Annotated in this window: 13 protein-coding genes; 1 reads left to right on the top strand and 12 read right to left on the bottom strand. The window is 61.5% G+C overall.

Annotated elements, in window-relative coordinates; all coding sequences use genetic code 11:
• Window position 1 precedes the first annotated feature (1 nt).
• From tpiA to rlmE, 5 genes are all read right to left on the bottom strand, one after another.
• The gene (tpiA, locus tag M2D63_RS06330) at window positions 2–757 is read right to left on the bottom strand and encodes a triose-phosphate isomerase (protein ID WP_285861972.1); all 756 of its coding nucleotides are present in this window, start codon (window positions 755–757) and stop codon (window positions 2–4) included.
• Window positions 758–823: 66 nt separating this feature from the next.
• Entirely contained in the window at window positions 824–2,164 is a 1,341-nt protein-coding gene (gene glmM / locus M2D63_RS06325; protein WP_285861971.1) for a phosphoglucosamine mutase, read from the bottom strand.
• Window positions 2,165–2,181: 17 nt separating this feature from the next.
• A complete protein-coding gene (gene folP, locus M2D63_RS06320) occupies window positions 2,182–3,033 on the bottom strand; it encodes a dihydropteroate synthase (RefSeq protein ID WP_285861970.1) in 852 nt (283 codons plus the stop codon).
• A gap of 8 nt (window positions 3,034–3,041) precedes the next feature.
• Entirely contained in the window at window positions 3,042–4,943 is a 1,902-nt protein-coding gene (gene ftsH, locus M2D63_RS06315) for an ATP-dependent zinc metalloprotease FtsH (RefSeq protein ID WP_285861969.1), read from the bottom strand.
• Between the two features lie 212 nt (window positions 4,944–5,155).
• Window positions 5,156–5,779, bottom strand: a complete 624-nt coding sequence (gene rlmE, locus M2D63_RS06310) for a 23S rRNA (uridine(2552)-2'-O)-methyltransferase RlmE (protein ID WP_285861967.1) — start codon at window positions 5,777–5,779, stop codon at window positions 5,156–5,158.
• Between the two features lie 102 nt (window positions 5,780–5,881).
• Between rlmE and yhbY the strand changes: the two genes are divergently transcribed.
• Window positions 5,882–6,190, top strand: coding sequence for a ribosome assembly RNA-binding protein YhbY (gene yhbY, locus M2D63_RS06305; protein WP_285861966.1), 309 nt, complete (start codon window positions 5,882–5,884; stop codon window positions 6,188–6,190).
• 12 nt (window positions 6,191–6,202) lie between these two features.
• On the opposite strand, the gene M2D63_RS06300 is transcribed toward yhbY, so the two are convergent.
• The 7 genes from M2D63_RS06300 to dnaK form a co-directional block, all read right to left on the bottom strand.
• The gene (locus M2D63_RS06300; protein WP_285861965.1) at window positions 6,203–6,652 is read right to left on the bottom strand and encodes an MFS transporter; all 450 of its coding nucleotides are present in this window, start codon (window positions 6,650–6,652) and stop codon (window positions 6,203–6,205) included.
• Complete coding sequence (gene greA, locus M2D63_RS06295; protein ID WP_081255197.1) at window positions 6,630–7,112, bottom strand: transcription elongation factor GreA; 483 nt, start codon at window positions 7,110–7,112, stop codon at window positions 6,630–6,632. The genes M2D63_RS06300 and greA overlap by 23 nt, the downstream gene beginning before the upstream one ends.
• Window positions 7,109–10,330, bottom strand: coding sequence for a carbamoyl-phosphate synthase large subunit (carB, locus tag M2D63_RS06290; protein WP_285861964.1), 3,222 nt, complete (start codon window positions 10,328–10,330; stop codon window positions 7,109–7,111). The genes greA and carB overlap by 4 nt, the downstream gene beginning before the upstream one ends.
• Before the next feature lie 106 nt (window positions 10,331–10,436).
• Entirely contained in the window at window positions 10,437–11,573 is a 1,137-nt protein-coding gene (gene carA / locus M2D63_RS06285) for a glutamine-hydrolyzing carbamoyl-phosphate synthase small subunit (protein ID WP_285861963.1), read from the bottom strand.
• Between the two features lie 298 nt (window positions 11,574–11,871).
• Window positions 11,872–12,675 carry a 4-hydroxy-tetrahydrodipicolinate reductase gene (gene dapB, locus M2D63_RS06280; protein ID WP_285861962.1) on the bottom strand — a complete coding sequence of 268 codons (804 nt, stop codon included), beginning with the start codon at window positions 12,673–12,675 and terminating at the stop codon, window positions 11,872–11,874.
• Between the two features lie 13 nt (window positions 12,676–12,688).
• Window positions 12,689–13,813, bottom strand: coding sequence for a molecular chaperone DnaJ (gene dnaJ / locus M2D63_RS06275; RefSeq protein WP_285861961.1), 1,125 nt, complete (start codon window positions 13,811–13,813; stop codon window positions 12,689–12,691).
• Window positions 13,814–14,022: 209 nt separating this feature from the next.
• Window positions 14,023–15,942, bottom strand: coding sequence for a molecular chaperone DnaK (gene dnaK, locus M2D63_RS06270; protein ID WP_285861960.1), 1,920 nt, complete (start codon window positions 15,940–15,942; stop codon window positions 14,023–14,025).
• Window positions 15,943–15,995: the final 53 nt, after the last annotated feature.

The following is a 15,995-nucleotide window of genomic DNA, read 5'->3' as shown; positions in this document are numbered from 1 at the left end:
TTCAGTTTCCTGCGGCGCGACAAATTGCACCGAATTCGTCTGCGTTCAAGGAAGCCCCACCAATCAGGCCTCCATCGATATCCGGCATGCCGAACAGTTCAGCCGCATTGGCCGCCTTCACGCTGCCGCCGTATAGAAGCTGCACATTTTCTGCAACTTCAGCATCCTCTGCCGCCAGCTGTGCGCGGATGGCTGCATGCACATCCTGCGCTTGCTGTGGCGTGGCCGTCAGACCTGTACCGATGGCCCAGACAGGCTCATAGGCAATCACCGCTTTGGCGAAGGCTTGCACACCGAATGCTTCGATGATGCTGCCCAGCTGACGCCCGACAATCTCAAGCGTTTTACCCGCTTCGCGCTCCTCGAGGGTTTCCCCTACGCAGAGTACCGGCTTCAAACCGCAAGCCTGTGCCGCAGCGAACTTGCGATTGAGGACTTCGTCGTTCTCGCCAATGATCTGGCGGCGCTCCGAGTGCCCAATCAGTACCAGCTCGCAACCTGCCTCAGCCAGCTGACTCGGTGCAATCTCACCGGTCAGTGCGCCTTGCTCAGGCTGTACCGCAGAATTCTGAGCGCCAACAGCGATCGACTTCCCTTGCACCCCATCAATCACCTGATTGATGTACAGCGAGGGTGGAAACACCGCGACCTCAACACCGCTCGGCAAGGCTTGATTGCTCAAGTCCTTGATCAGCTCAGCGACGCTGGCGCGGGTACCGTGCATCTTCCAGTTACCAGCTACCATAGGGCGACGCATGCTGTACCTCGTCGGTCAAAGTGGGCGCAGATGTTACCCAACCCGATCACTGCTGGCAAGCATATTTCAAACGCAAACTTCACTTACCAGTTTGGCCAGCGCTTCGGCATGCGCACGCACCTGGTTTTCGTCATCGCCTTCGACCATGACACGCACCAGAGGCTCTGTTCCGGACTTGCGCAGCAACACGCGACCGCGACCGGCCATTTCCTCGGTGACCCGGGCACTGGCTTCCTTGACGGCCGGATGTTCCAGCGGATCGACCTTGCTGGCACCGAAGCGCACATTGATCAGCACCTGTGGGCACTTGCGCAGGGTCTGGCGGGCCTGGGCCAGGGTTTCGCCACGACGCTTGAGGGCCATCAGCACCTGCAGCGCGGCGATGATCGCATCGCCCGTGGTGGTGTGGTTGCAGCACACGACGTGCCCGGAGTTCTCGCCACCGATCACCCAGTCGCGCTCCAGCAGCTCGGCCATCACGTAGCGGTCACCGACCTTGGCCCGCACGAACGGAATATCGAGGTCCTTCAGGGCCAGTTCCAGACCCAGGTTGCTCATCAGGGTGCCGACTACGCCGCCTTGCAGCTTGTTCCGGTCCTTCAGGTCACGGGCGATGATGTACAGCAACTCGTCACCGTCGACGATGGCGCCGGTGTGATCGACCATCAGTACGCGGTCGCCGTCGCCGTCGAAGGCAATGCCGAGGTCGGCATGACCGACCAGCACCGCAGCCTGCAGCGATTCGATATGGGTCGAACCGCAGTTTTCATTGATGTTCAGGCCATCCGGCTGAGCCGACAGCACCGTAACCTCGGCGCCCAGCTCGCGGAACACGCTTGGCGCCACCTTGTAGGTCGCACCGTGGGCGCAATCGATCACCAGCTTGAGGCCGGCAAAATCGGTACTGGTCGGCACGCTGCTCTTGCAGAACTCGATGTAGCGACCGGCCGCATCGTTGATGCGCGAGACCTTGCCCAGCTTGCTCGACTCGACCACGGTCATGGGCTGATCGAGCAGCTCCTCGATCATCAGCTCCACCTCGTCAGGCAGCTTGGTGCCCTGGCCGGAGAAGAACTTGATGCCGTTGTCGTCGTGAGGGTTGTGCGAGGCACTGATGACGATGCCCGCTTCGGCATGGAAGGTGCGGGTCAGGTAGGCGATGGCCGGCGTCGGCATCGGCCCCAGCAGCATCACGTCGGCACCTGCGGCGGACAGGCCGGCCTCCAGGGCCGATTCGAACATGTACCCGGAAATGCGGGTGTCCTTGCCTACCAGCACCCGGCAGGCGCCCATCTTGCGGAAGGCCATGCCCGCTGCCCAGCCGAGCTTGAGCATGAAGTCGGGGGTGATGGGGTATACGCCAACGCGGCCGCGGATACCGTCGGTACCAAAGTATTTTCTGCTCATAGGGGCTCCATCACTTATTATTCGGCGGCTTGAACCGCAGCAATCATCCGCACTACATCGGCGGTTTCGGCGACGTCATGAACGCGCAATATGCTCGCGCCCTTGCTCATCGCCAGGGCAGCCAGTGCCAGGCTGCCATAAAGACGTTGGTCGACCGGGCGGTCCAGGGTCTGCCCGACCATGCTCTTGCGCGACACCCCTACCAGCAATGGACGCCCCAGGCGATAGAGGTCCTCCATGTGCTTGAACAGGCTGAGGTTGTGCGCCAGGTTCTTGGCAAAGCCGAAGCCCGGATCGAGGATGATCCGTTCGGCGTCGATACCCACCGCCGCACACGCCGCCATCCGTTGTTCAAGATAGCTCGCCACCTCAAGGGTGACATTGTCGTAATGCGGGTCGTCCTGCATGTTGCCCGGCTCACCGCGCATGTGCATCAGGCACACCGGCAAACCGGTCGCCGCCGCAGCATCCAGGGCGCCATCACGACTGAGCGAGCGGACATCATTGATCAGCCCGGCGCCAAGCCTGGCCGACTCGCGAATAACCGCCGGTGTCGAGGTATCGACCGAAATGACGACATCCAGTTCCCGATTGATCGCTTCGACCATGGGCGCGACCCGCTCGAGCTCCTCGAGCGCGGAGACCGCCCTGGCGCCAGGTCGAGTGGACTCGCCACCGATATCGATCAGGGTAGCGCCGGCCGCGACCATCGCCTCGGCGTGGCGCAGTGCAGCATCACGCTGATTGAAGCGACCGCCATCGGAGAAGGAATCGGGGGTGATATTGAGAATACCCATGACATGGGTACGGGACAAATCAAGAACCCGGTTGCCGCAAGGCAACCGGGTCGGGTACTGCTGTGAGGTCATAGAAGCCCTTAGATTTGCGCCGCCGGGCCGCCGATCGGCGATTCCGGACGATCACCCTGCTGCGCAGTGGTGCTGCCCGATCCACCTTCCCAGTCACGCGGCTCGCGTGGAGTGCGACCGGCCATGATGTCGTCGATCTGCTCGGCATCGATGGTCTCGTACTTCATCAGCGCATCGGCCATGGCGTCGAGTTTGTCGCGGTTATCGGTAAGGATCTGCTTGGCAGTGGCGTAGCACTGGTCGATGATGCTGCGCACCTCGGAGTCGATCAGCTTGGCCGTTTCGCCGGAGACACTGGCGTGCTGACTGCCGGCACTGCGACCCAGGAACACTTCGCCCTCTTCCTCGGCGTACATCAAAGGACCGAGTTTTTCCGACAGGCCCCACTTGGTGACCATGTTCCGGGCAATCTGGCTGGCGCGCATGATGTCGTTGGAGGCACCGGTGGTCACGCCATCGAAGCCCAGGGTCATTTCCTCGGCGATACGGCCGCCGTACAGCGAGCAGATCTGGCTGATCAGCGCGCGCTTGGACAGGCTGTAACGATCTTCTTCAGGCAGGAACATGGTGACACCCAGGGCACGACCACGGGGAATGATCGATACCTTGTAGACCGGATCGTGCTCAGGCACGACACGACCGACGATGGCATGACCCGCTTCGTGATAGGCGGTGTTCTGCTTCTCTTTCTCGGACATGACCATGGTCTTGCGCTCGGCGCCCATCATGATCTTGTCTTTGGCCAGTTCGAATTCCTTCATCTCGACCGTACGCTTGCCACCACGGGCCGCGAACAGCGAAGCCTCGTTGACCAGGTTGGCGAGGTCCGCACCGGAGAAGCCCGGGGTACCACGGGCAATGACCGCCGGGTTGACGTTCTCGCCGATCGGCACCTTGCGCATGTGCACCTTGAGGATCTGCTCACGACCACGGATATCCGGCAGGCCAACTACCACCTGGCGGTCGAAACGACCGGGACGCAGCAGCGCCGGGTCGAGCACGTCCGGACGGTTGGTCGCGGCGATGACGATGATGCCATCGTTCATTTCAAAGCCGTCCATCTCCACCAGCAACTGGTTGAGGGTCTGCTCGCGCTCGTCGTGACCGCCGCCCATGCCGGCACCACGATGGCGACCGACGGCATCGATCTCGTCGATGAAGATGATGCAGGGTGCGTGTTTCTTGGCCTGTTCGAACATGTCGCGAACACGGCTGGCACCGACGCCGACGAACATTTCGACGAAGTCGGAACCGGAGATGGTGAAGAACGGCACCTTGGCTTCGCCGGCAATGGCCTTGGCCAGCAGGGTCTTACCGGTACCGGGCGGGCCGACCATCAGCACGCCACGTGGAATACGGCCGCCCAGGCGCTGGAACTTGCCCGGATCGCGCAGGAACTCGACCAGCTCGCCCACTTCTTCCTTGGCTTCGTCGCAACCTGCGACGTCGGCCAGGGTGGTCTTGACCTGGTCTTCGGACAGCAGGCGCGCCTTGCTCTTGCCGAAGCTCATCGGCCCGCCCTTGCCACCGGCACCACCTTGCATCTGGCGCATGAAGAACATGAACACGGCGATGATGACCAGGATCGGGAAGCTGGCAACCAGCAACTGGGTCCAGATCGACTGCTGCTCAGGCTGCTTGCCTTCGACCACGACGTGGTTGTCGACCAGGTCGCCGATCAGCCCGTTGTCCTGGATGGCCGGACGGATGGTCTTGAAGCTGTCGCCATCGGTGCGCTTGCCGGTGATGACATAGCCGTCGACCGCTACGCGCTCGACCTTGCCATCCTTGACCTGCTGAATGAAGTCGGAATAGTTGAGGGTCTGCGGCTCATTCGGGCTGGAGAAGTTGTTCATCACTGTCACCAGGACAGCCGCGATGATCAACCACAGGATCAAGTTCTTTGCCATGTCGTTCAATTAACTACCCTCTGAAGCCGGCTGACGGCGCAGCCGTGCCTCGCATGATATTCACCGGCTTAACTTACTACATAACCTACACATCTGCAGGCGCCGTCTGTAACCCTTTGTGAAACCTAGACTACACGATGTTCATCCAGGTCAGGCAGGATTGCCGATTGGAAAAAACTATCGGACACCCTGGAAGCCGCCGGCCTGACGCCTCACTCGCCGCGATAACCCCTCGCCAGCAAGTACTGTTCGCGGGAACTGTCCCGTGAAGAGTCAGGTTTGAACATCTGGACCTTGTCGAATTTCTGACGAGCGTCCTTCAGATAAACATCAAACCCTTCGCCCTGGAAGATCTTGATCAGGAAATCACCGCCCGGCTTGAGTACCCGGGTGGCCAGATCGAGCGCCAGTTCGCACAGGAACATGGCTTTGGGGATATCCACGGCAGGCGTTCCACTCATATTGGGGGCCATGTCGGAAATCACAAGGTCTACGTGCGAATTACCTACCGCCTCGAGGATCTGCGCCAGCACTGCGTCCTGGGTAAAGTCACCCTGGATGAAGGTAACGTCGGGAATGCTGTCCATTTCCAGGATGTCCGAGGCGATCAGGCGGCCCTGACCGCCGATCAGACGACTGGTCACCTGCGACCAGCCACCCGGGGCCGCGCCGAGGTCGACGACGCTCATGCCAGGGCGGATCAGCTTGTATTTTTCCTGGACTTCCAGAAGCTTGTAGCTCGCACGCGAGCGGTAACCGTCCTTCTGTGCCTGCTTCACATAGGGATCGCTGACATGTCTTTCCAGCCACTTTTTGCTTGTCTTGGAGCGTGCCATGGGGTGCCTCGATGATAAGGGTCGTGATTTGTTGGGCGGATCCACGGGCCCTCGGGTAAAATGGCCGCCATTTTTACAGAATCCAGACGAAAGGGTCAGATTATGCCGCTCAATAACGAGCAGAAGAAACAATTCAAATCCATTGGTCACGACCTGAAGCCGGTCCTGATGGTGGCAGGCAACGGCCTGACCGAAGGCGTGCTCGCGGAGCTCGAGCGCGCACTGGTTGATCATGAACTGATCAAGGTGCAGGTCAAACTCGAAGATCGCGACGATCGTCGCGCAGTCATGGACGAATTGGCCAAGGTCGGCCGGGCCGAGCAGGTGCAGATCATCGGCAAGATGGTGCTGCTGTACCGCAAGAACCCGCAGCCGAACAAGCAACTGTCCAACATCCACCGCTACAAGTAACGGTGACTCCGGTCAGCGGCGCGGCTCGCGCGCCCTGGTCGGGACTGGCTGGGCTGCCAGTACGATACCGCTGATCCCCAGGATCACGAAGCAGAACATCTGCCAACGCTCTCCCACGGAAATGCCGTAGCGCAGGGTGTAGTAGCCGACGCAGGCGGTGAAACCCACCAGCAGCATCTGGCCGCTGAAGCTCCGCCACCAGGCCGCCGTCCCCTGCAACCTTGCCAGGACCGCCAGCTGGGTCAGCAGGCCGACTGCCGCCACGCCGATCAACCAGCGGTCGATCTGCACGGCAACGTCCTGCACCAGCAGCGGCGCCAGGCCACTGACCTTGAGCGCCGGCACCAACCCCACGTGAAACACCCACAGGCCGCCGACCCAGAAGACCTGGGCCAGCTGCCAGAGGATCCCTTCGAGGGTTGGCGCCCGCAGGCGCCGGTCAGATGTGCTTGACTTCGACAATCTCGTACTCGACGGTGCCACTTGGCGTCTTGACGACGACGGTGTCACCTTCTTCCTTGCCGATGATGGCACGGGCAATCGGCGCACTGGCCGAGAGCTTGCCCTTCTTGATGTCAGCCTCGTCCTCGCCAACGATCTGGTAAGTCACCTGATCGCCGGTCTCGGTGTTCTCCAGGTCCACGGTGGTACCGAAGATGACCTTGCCGGTGTGGGCAATGGTGGTCACGTCGATCACGACCGAGTTCTGCAGACGGCCTTCGATATCGCGGATACGCGCCTCGACCATGCCCTGCTCCTCGCGGGCGGCATGGTATTCGGCGTTTTCCTTGAGATCGCCCAGCTCGCGGGCTTCACCGATCGCCTGGCTCAGGCGCGGACGCTCGGTCTTGCTCAGGAAAAGGTGCTCTTCCTCCAGGGCGCGAGCGCCCTGGACGGTCATCGGGTACTTGGTAATGCTCATGCTTTGAGTCCTGCATGCAGATCCTGCAAGCGACGAACGGTCTTTTCAGGGCCGAATTTCAGCGCTTCACAGATGGCTTCACCGGCCGCAATGGTGGTGGTGCAGTAGATCTTGTGCTGCAACGCATTGCGACGAATCGAGTAGGAGTCAGCGATCGACTGACGACCTTCGGTGGTGTTGATGATCAGCGACACTTCGTCGTTCTTGATCATGTCGACCACGTGCGGACGACCTTCGGTCACCTTGTTCACGCGACGCACTTTCAGGCCAGCCGCTTCGATGACCTTGGCGGTACCGACGGTGGCGACCACTTCGAAGCCCAGGGCGATCAGGTCGCGAGCAACGCCAGCCACTTGTGGCTTGTCGTCGTCACGCACGCTGATGAACGCAGTACCGCCGGTCGGCAGCACTTCGCTGGCACCCATCTGGGCCTTGGCGAAGGCTTCACCGAAGCTGTCGCCCACGCCCATGACTTCACCGGTGGATTTCATCTCAGGGCCGAGGATCGGGTCAACACCCGGGAACTTGGCGAACGGGAAGACGGCTTCCTTGACGCTGTAGAAGTTCGGGATGATTTCCTTGGTGAAGCCCAGCTCTTTCAAGGTCTTGCCGGCCATGACACGGGCCGCGATCATCGCCAGGGAGGTGCCGATGCACTTGGAGACGAACGGTACGGTACGCGAGGCGCGCGGGTTGACTTCGATCACGTAGATCTTGTCGCCCTGCAGGGCCAGCTGCACGTTCATCAGGCCGACAACGCCCAGCTCCAGGGCCATTTTCTTGACCTGGTCGCGGACTTCGTCCTGCACGTGGGCCGGCAGCGAGTACGGTGGCAGCGAGCACGCCGAGTCACCGGAGTGAACACCGGCCTGTTCGATGTGCTGCATGATCGCGCCGATCACCACGTCGGTGCCATCGCAGACCGCATCCACGTCCATCTCGATGGCGCAGTTGAGGAAGTGGTCGAGCAGTACCGGGCTGTCGTTGGACACTTGTACCGCTTCACGCAGGTAGCGCTTGAGCTCGTCCAGCTCGTAGACGATCTCCATGGCGCGGCCGCCCAGTACGTAGGACGGGCGAACCACCAGCGGGTAGCCGATGCTGCCGGCGGCGCGGATGGCTTCGTCTTCGCTGCGCACGGTAGCGTTTGGCGGCTGCAGCAGGTTCAGGCGCTGGACCATCTGCTGGAAGCGCTCGCGGTCTTCGGCGCGGTCGATGGCGTCAGGGCTGGTACCGATGATCGGTACGCCGGCTTCTTCCAGGGCACGAGCCAGCTTCAGCGGGGTCTGGCCACCGTAGTGGACGATCACGCCCTTCGGCTTCTCGACGCGTACCACTTCCAGCACGTCTTCCAGGGTCAGCGGCTCGAAGTACAGGCGGTCGGAGGTATCGTAGTCGGTGGAGACGGTTTCCGGGTTGCAGTTGACCATGATGGTCTCGTAACCGTCTTCACGCAGGGCCAGTGCCGCATGTACGCAGCAATAGTCGAACTCGATGCCCTGGCCGATACGGTTAGGACCGCCACCCAGGATCATGATCTTGTCGCGGGTCGACGGGTTGGCCTCGCACTCTTCCTCGTAGGTGGAGTACAGGTAGGCGGTGTCGGTGGCGAACTCGGCGGCGCAGGTGTCGACGCGCTTGTAGACCGGGAACACTTCCAGCTTGTGGCGGTGACGACGCAGGTTCTTGTCGGTGATGCCCAGCAGCTTGGCCAGACGCTGGTCGGAGAAGCCCTTGCGCTTCAGACGCAGCATCATGCCCTTGTCGATGGCGGACAGGGCCAGGGTCTTGACCTTCTCTTCTTCCTTGATCAGGTCTTCCATCTGCACCAGGAACCAGTGGTCGATACCGGTCAGGGCGAAGATTTCGTCGCAGGTCATGCCCGAGCGCATGGCGTCGGCCACGTACCAGATGCGCTCGGCGCCCGGTACGGTCAGCTCGCGCTTGAGGATGCTGGCAGCGTCAGGGCTGGCCAGGTCGACTTTCGGGTCCAGGCCGCAAACACCGACTTCCAGGCCGCGCAGGGCTTTCTGCAGCGACTCCTGGAAGGTCCGGCCGATGGCCATGACTTCACCCACGGATTTCATCTGGGTGGTCAGGCGGGCGTCGGCTTTCGGGAATTTCTCGAAGGCGAAGCGTGGCAGCTTGGTGACGACGTAGTCGATCGACGGCTCGAAGGACGCCGGGGTGCGACCGCCGGTGATGTCGTTCTGCAGCTCGTCCAGGGTGTAGCCGACAGCCAGCTTGGCGGCGATCTTGGCGATCGGGAAGCCGGTAGCCTTCGACGCCAGGGCCGAGGAACGGGAAACCCGCGGGTTCATTTCGATCACGACCATGCGGCCGGTGTTCGGGCAGATACCGAACTGCACGTTGGAACCGCCGGTCTCGACACCGATTTCACGCAGCACCGCCAGGGAGGCGTTGCGCATGATCTGGTATTCCTTGTCGGTCAGGGTCTGCGCAGGAGCGACAGTGATCGAGTCGCCGGTGTGCACGCCCATCGGGTCGAAGTTTTCAATCGAGCAGACGATGATGCAGTTGTCCTTTTTGTCGCGGACCACTTCCATCTCGTACTCTTTCCAACCGATCAGCGATTCGTCGATCAGCAGTTCCTTGGTCGGCGACAGGTCCAGACCACGGGCGCAGATTTCTTCGAATTCTTCACGGTTGTAGGCGATACCGCCACCGGTGCCGCCCATGGTGAAGGACGGACGGATGATGCACGGGAAGCCCAGGCGCTCGAGGACGGCGTTGGCTTCTTCCATGCTGTGGGCGATACCGGAGCGCGGGCACTCCAGACCAATGTCCTTCATCGCCTTGTCAAAGCGCGAACGGTCTTCGGCCTTGTCGATGGTGTCGGCGTTGGCACCGATCATTTCCACGCCGAACTTTTCCAGGACGCCTTCGCGCTCCAGGTCCAGGGCGCAGTTCAGGGCAGTCTGGCCACCCATGGTCGGCAGCAGCGCGTCAGGACGCTCTTTCTCGATGATCTTGGCCACCGATTGCCACTTGATCGGCTCGATGTAGGTGGCGTCGGCCATGGCCGGGTCGGTCATGATGGTGGCCGGGTTGGAGTTCACCAGGATGACGCGGAAACCTTCCTCGCGCAGGGCTTTGCACGCCTGGGCGCCGGAGTAGTCGAATTCGCAGGCCTGGCCGATCACGATCGGGCCAGCGCCGAGAATCAGGATGCTTTTAATGTCTGTACGTTTTGGCATGGGTTGTCACTCAATTCCGCAGGTCAGTCGGCAAGCCGCATTGAACAATCGTGGGGGCGGCACCTGAACGCGGCTTGCACCGGTCCAGGGCCTTCTCGCCAGGTGCTCAGCGGCGCTTGGCCATGGCATCGATGAAACGGTCGAACAGTGGCGCGACGTCGGTCGGGCCCGGGCTGGCTTCAGGGTGGCCCTGGAAGCTGAAGGCGCTCTTGTCGGTGCGCTCGATGCCCTGCAGGGTACCGTCGAACAGCGACTTGTGGATGGCGCGCACGTTACCCGGCAGGGTCGCTTCGTCAACCGCAAAGCCGTGGTTCTGGCTGGTGATCATCACAACGCCGGTATCCAGGTCCTGGACCGGGTGGTTGGCGCCGTGGTGGCCATGACCCATCTTCACGGTCTTGGCACCGGAGGCCAGGGCCAGCAGCTGGTGACCCAGGCAGATACCGAACACCGGGATCTCGGTTTCGAGGATGTCCTTGATCGCCTGGATCGCGTAGTCGCATGGCTCCGGATCGCCAGGGCCGTTGGACAGGAACACGCCATCGGGGTTGAGCGCCAGGACTTCGCTGGCCGGGGTTTGCGCCGGCACCACGGTCAGGCGGCAGCCGCGGGCAACCAGCATGCGCAGGATGTTCAGCTTGACGCCGAAGTCGTAGGCAACCACGTGGTAAGGCAGCTGGGCGGCGTCGATGGTCGCGTGGCTGTCGGTCTTCAGCTCCCAGACGCTGGAGTTCCACTCGTAGCTGTTCTTGGTGCTGACGACCTTCGCCAGGTCCATGCCCTTCAGGCCAGGGAAACCGCGAGCGGCGGCGATTGCTGCTTCTTCGCTGATGTTGTCGCCAGCCAGGATGCAACCGTTCTGCGCGCCCTTCTCACGCAGGATGCGCGTCAGGCGACGGGTGTCGATACCGGCGATCGCCACCACGTTGTTGGCCTTGAGGTAATCAGGCAGGGACTGCTTGTTACGCCAGTTGCTCGCAATCAGGGGCAGATCGCGAATCACCAGGCCGGCCGACCAGACGCGGTCGGATTCGGCATCTTCCGGGGTGGTGCCGGTGTTGCCGATGTGCGGGTAAGTCAGGGTAACGATTTGCTGCGCATAGGAAGGGTCAGTCAGGATTTCCTGATAGCCGGTCATTGCGGTGTTGAACACCACCTCACCAACGGTCTGACCGTCGGCTCCAATGGCTTCACCGCGAAAAATGCTGCCATCGGCAAGGGCGAGTATGGCTGGCTTAGTCAAGAAGACCTCCCGTAAATCAAGCCTGAAGGGGCGATCGCAGGTTGCAAAAAAGCGGAATGACGTATAGACACGTCACCCCGCTTTCTTCGTCGAATTATCTGCGCGCTTTTAGTGGACACACTAAAGCTGTAGCTTACAGAAAAACGCTTTTTTGGTCTACCACTGATGTGCCTGAAAGGCGCAGGAATGCGACAGAGCGCATGGGGAGGGCTCTGTGGGAGCGGGCTTGCCCCGCGATTGCGATGTGCCTGGTACACCGCAATCGCGGGGCAAGCCCGCCCCCACAGGGGTGTTGCAATCAACGCAGGTCGAGCACGTCCTGCATGTCGTACAGGCCAGGCTCGCGCCCGTCCAGCCACAGCGCGGCACGCACCGCACCCTTGGCGAAGGTCATGCGACTGGAGGCCTTGTGGGTAATCTCCAGGCGCTCGCCCTCGGCGGCAAACAGCACGGTGTGATCACCGACCACATCGCCGGCACGCACGGTGGCGAAACCGATGGTCTGACGATCACGCGCACCGGTCTGGCCTTCGCGACCGTAGACCGCCACTTCCTCCAGGTCGCGACCCAGCGCATTGGCAACCACCTCACCCATGCGCAGTGCGGTACCCGACGGCGCATCGACCTTGTGCCGATGGTGGGCCTCGATGATCTCGATGTCCACGTCATCGCCAAGCACCCGCGCCGCCATGTCCAGCAGCTTCAGGCTGAGGTTGACGCCGACGCTGAAGTTGGCGGCGAAGACGATCGGGATTTCCTTGCCCGCCTCGACCAGCAGTTGCTTCTCTTCAACACTGAAACCCGTGGTGCCGATAACCATGGCCTTGCCCGCCTTGCGGCAGAACGCCAGGTTCTTCAGGGTCACCGAAGGGTGGGTGAAGTCGATCAGCACGTCGAACTCGTCGGCCACCTTGGCCAGATCGTCGGACAACAGCACGCCAATCCGGCCCAGCGCCGCCAGCTCGCCCGCATCAGCCCCCACCAGGGAGCTGTCCGGACGATCGATCGCTGCCGTGAGACCAGCGCCCGGCGCCTGCTGCACCGCTTCGATCAGGGTCTTGCCCATGCGCCCTGCCGCGCCCATTACCGCTATACGTCGCATGCCCTATTCCTTCTTACAAGTCGCCGAAGAAGCGTTTCACACCCTCGAACCAGCCACTGGCCTTGGGCGAATGGGAACTGTCGCCTTCCAGCGAATCGCGCAGCTCTTCAAGCAGCTCGCGCTGGCGACGACTGAGGTTGACCGGGGTTTCGACCGCCACCCGGCACATCAGGTCACCGGCACCACCGCCGCGAACCGGGGCCACGCCCTTGCCGCGCAGACGGAACTGCTTGCCGGTCTGGGTGCCTTCCGGGATCTTCAGCTTGACCCGACCGTCGAGGGTCGGCACTTCCAGCTCGCCACCCAGGGCGGCATCGGTGTAGCTGATCGGCACTTCGCAGTACAGATGCTTGCCATCACGCTGGAAGATCGGGTGTTCGCGCACGTTGATCACAACGTACAGGTCACCGGTCGGCCCGCCGTGGGAGCCCGCCTCGCCCTCGCCGGACAGACGAATGCGGTCGCCGGTATCGACGCCAGCCGGCACCTTGACCGACAGGGTCTTGTACTCTTCGACACGGCCCTCGCCATGGCAGGAGCTGCACGGGTCGGTGATGATCTTGCCCTGGCCGTGGCAACGGGGGCAGGTCTGCTGGACCGAGAAAAAGCCCTGCTGCATGCGCACCTGACCGATACCGCCACAGGTCGGGCAGGTCGATGGCGACGAGCCTTGCTTGGCTCCGGAGCCGTCGCACGGCTTGCAGTTGACCAGCGTCGGCACACGGATATTTACCGTGGTGCCGCGCACAGCTTCTTCCAGGTTCAGCTCCAGGGTGTAGCGCAGGTCGCTGCCACGTTGGGCACCACCGCGCGAGCCGCCCCGGCCGCCACCGAAGAAGTCGCTGAAGACGTCACCGAAAATATCGGAGAAGTTCGCACCACCAAAGCCCGCACCGCCACCACCCATGCTCGGGTCGACGCCGGCATGACCGTACTGGTCGTAGGCGGCACGCTTGCTGGCATCGGAAAGAACTTCGTAAGCCTCGTTGGCTTCCTTGAATTTCTCTTCCGACTCTTTGTCATCAGGATTACGGTCCGGGTGATGCTTCATCGCCAGACGGCGATAGGCCTTCTTCAGGTCCGATTCACTGGAGCCGCGCTCAACTCCCAGAACTTCGTAATAGTCACGCTTTGCCATAAGTCTTTGCACTCTTGAGGACGTTCGGCAAACCTCTGCGCATATCGCGCGGTGCCGCCAGCACCTGCCTCACCCCCTCCAGGAAGCACGACAAATGCTGTAAAAATTCGGGTATTCCAGACACGCCAACGCGGGAGCAAGCCCCCGCGCGGCGACATCCTACCAGCCAACCACTAGAAAGCAGTCAACCGGCCGACAACCTGTAGCAATTACTTGTTGTCTTTGACTTCTTCGAACTCGGCGTCGACGACGTCGTCGTGCTTCGCTTCTTCAGCGTGCTGCTGGGCACCACCCTGAGGCTGCTCGGCTTGCTGCTCGGCGTACATCTTCTGGGCAACCGGAGCCGATACTTTCGACAGCTCTTCGACCTTGGCGTCGATGGCAGCCTTGTCGTCGCCTTTTACAGCGACTTCCAGCGCAACGACGGCAGCTTCGATCGCGGCCTTCTCTTCGGCAGTGACCTTGTCACCGGCGTCAGCGACCATCTTGCGAGTCGAGTGAACCAGTGCATCACCCTGGTTACGGGCAGCGGCCAGCTCTTCGAACTTGCGGTCTTCTTCCGAGTTCGCTTCGGCGTCGCGGATCATCTGTTGAATTTCTTCGTCAGACAGACCGGAGTTGGCCTTGATCACGATCGACTGGGTCTTGCCGGTGGCCTTGTCCTTGGCGCCTACGTGCAGGATGCCGTTGGCGTCGATGTCGAAGGTCACTTCGATTTGTGGCACGCCACGTGGTGCTGGTGGAATCTCGGCCAGGTCGAACTTGCCCAGGGACTTGTTCTGCGAAGCCTGCTTGCGCTCACCCTGCAGCACGTGAATGGTCACAGCGCTCTGGTTGTCATCGGCAGTCGAGAACACCTGCGACTTCTTGGTCGGGATGGTGGTGTTCTTCTCGATCAGCGCAGTCATCACGCCGCCCATGGTTTCGATACCCAGGGTCAGCGGGCTGACGTCCAGCAGCAGTACGTCTTTCACGTCACCGGCCAGTACCGCGCCCTGGATGGCAGCACCCATGGCAACCGCTTCGTCCGGGTTGACGTCCTTGCGTGCTTCCTTGCCGAAGAAGTCGGCAACAGCCTTCTGCACCATTGGCATACGGGTCTGGCCACCGACCAGGATCACGTCGTCGATCTTGCTGACGTCGATACCGGCGTCCTTCATGGCGATGCGGCATGGCTCGATGGTGCGCTGAACCAGGTCTTCGACCAGCGATTCCAGCTTGGCGCGGGAGATCTTCACGTTCAGGTGCTTCGGACCGGTGGCATCTGCAGTGATGTACGGCAGGTTGACGTCGGTCTGCTGGCTCGAGGACAGCTCGATCTTGGCCTTCTCAGCGGCTTCTTTCAGGCGCTGCATGGCCAGCGGGTCACCCTTGAGGTTCATGCCGCTTTCTTTCTTGAACTCGTCGACGAGGTAGTCGATCAGACGGATGTCGAAGTCTTCACCACCGAGGAAGGTGTCACCGTTGGTGGCCAGTACTTCGAACTGGTGCTCGCCGTCGACTTCAGCGATCTCGATCACCGACACGTCGAAGGTACCGCCACCCAGGTCGTAAACGATCACAGTGTGATCGCCCTTGGCCTTGTCCATGCCGTAGGCCAGTGCGGCTGCGGTTGGCTCGTTGATGATGCGCTTGACGTCCAGACCGGCGATGCGACCGGCATCCTTGGTGGCCTGGCGCTGGCTGTCGTTGAAGTAGGCCGGAACGGTGATGACCGCTTCGGTGACAGGCTCGCCGAGGTAGTCTTCGGCGGTCTTCTTCATCTTCTTCAGGATCTCGGCGGAGATCTGTGGCGGTGCCATTTTCTGGCCGTTTACTTCGACCCAGGCGTCGCTGTTGTCAGCCTTGACGATCTTGTACGGAACCATCTGGATGTCTTTCTGCACGACGTCTTCGTCGAAGCGACGGCCGATCAGACGTTTTACCGCGTACAGGGTGTTGTGCGGGTTGGTGACGGCCTGACGCTTGGCCGACTGGCCAACCAGGATCTCGCCATCGTTGGCGTACGCGATGATCGACGGCGTGGTGCGCGCGCCTTCGGCGTTTTCGATGACCTTGACGTTGCCGTTTTCCAGGATCGAGACGCAGGAGTTGGTAGTCCCCAGGTCGATACCGATGATTTTGCCCATGTTAACTCTCCCGAAACTTGAATTTGGTTGCCGCAGCAGTGGTGGCTAACTGC

The organism is Pseudomonas sp. BJa5, from assembly GCF_030272875.2.
In the GTDB taxonomy this organism is placed as follows: domain Bacteria; phylum Pseudomonadota; class Gammaproteobacteria; order Pseudomonadales; family Pseudomonadaceae; genus Aquipseudomonas.
The sequence above is the reverse complement of the archived record's forward strand: the minus strand, read 5'-3'. Positions and strand labels throughout refer to the sequence as shown.